At 35.4% G+C, this 1,284-nt stretch carries 1 pseudogene; it reads right to left on the reverse strand.

The features are described 5' to 3' along the window. Nucleotides 1-36 precede the first annotated feature (36 nt). Nucleotides 37-1,200: pseudogene (locus tag F1560_RS21090) on the reverse strand (IS3 family transposase). Nucleotides 1,201-1,284: the final 84 nt, after the last annotated feature.

The following is a 1,284-nucleotide window of genomic DNA, read 5'->3' on the forward strand; positions in this document are numbered from 1 at the left end:
TGAACTGGCCCAGTAAAACGGGATAAGAAAAAACACCTACGCTGCCATAGTCCTAAATTCAACAGGACTGTGGCAGTTTAATTTTTTAAACGGTCGTATATAGTTGTAATAATACATGTAAGATTCTACTTTTTCTAGTACAATAGTGTTTGTAAGGTGCACTCTATTTTGAGTGTTGAATTCTTCCGACTTTAGCGAGGAGTGGAAGGATTCGATTACGGCATTATCAAAGCAATTTCCTTTTCGGGACATGCTTGTGGTAATGCCTTTTTCTTTAGCTAACTCTTGAAAGGCGTAGGAGGTATATTGTGCTCCTTGATCACTGTGTAAGATTACTTCATGTGTCTCTCTGCCTTTACATGCAGCCTCTAGTGTATCTAAAACAAGCTTAACCTCCTGTGTCTCACTAACTTTATAGGCTATGATTTCGTTATTATATAAGTCCATAATGGTTGATAAATAAAGCATTTTCTCCCCATAAGGTAAGTAAGTAATATCAGTAACCCACTTTTGATTAGGACGATCAGCCTTGAAATCCTGTTTTAAAAGATTTGGGACGACGAACTTGCTTTCCCCAGCAATATAAACCTTTCTTTTCATTTTAACTTGACACTGAAGGTTATATTTTTGCATGATCTTTTGTACTGTCTTTCGATTTACCTTTATTTTATGGTCATTTTTGAGAATACCTCTTACGTTTCGATGTCCTACTCTAAATAAAAGGCTTTGACAAATATTTATAACCAACTGATGTAAAAAAAGGCAGCTCAGCTGATACTCTCTTTTTCCAACGATAATATGTTGATTTTGGAATCTCGAAACATTCACAAATAGTAGTGATTGTGTATTTTTCTTTATAAGATTCTACGACTTCGACGAATACTTCTGGAACCACTTCCTTTCGATTTCTTGGTACTTTCCCAACAATTCATCTCGCATTTCATAATACTTCACTTTTTTTCGTAACTGATTTATTTCACTATCATCATCAGGTCCTTTACCGAAAGCATATTGTTTTCCAATTGGTTGAGCTAACCTGTGCTCTTCACCGTTCCTATACCATCTCATCCATGTTTTGATTTGTGTCTTATTTTTAATACCAAACTTCTCCATTATCTCTTTGTTAGTTAGTTCCCCAGCGAGTTTTAAGCGTATCACTTCTCTTTTGATTTCTTCAGGATAAACCATCTTCTTCCCCATAACAAAAACACCTCCAAATGTCGATAAATAATTTATACGACTCTCGAGGTGTTTTTTCCTGTCTCATATTATTGGGTCACTCTA

Source organism: Oceanobacillus polygoni (genome assembly GCF_008304605.1).
GTDB lineage: Bacteria > Bacillota > Bacilli > Bacillales > Amphibacillaceae > Oceanobacillus > Oceanobacillus polygoni.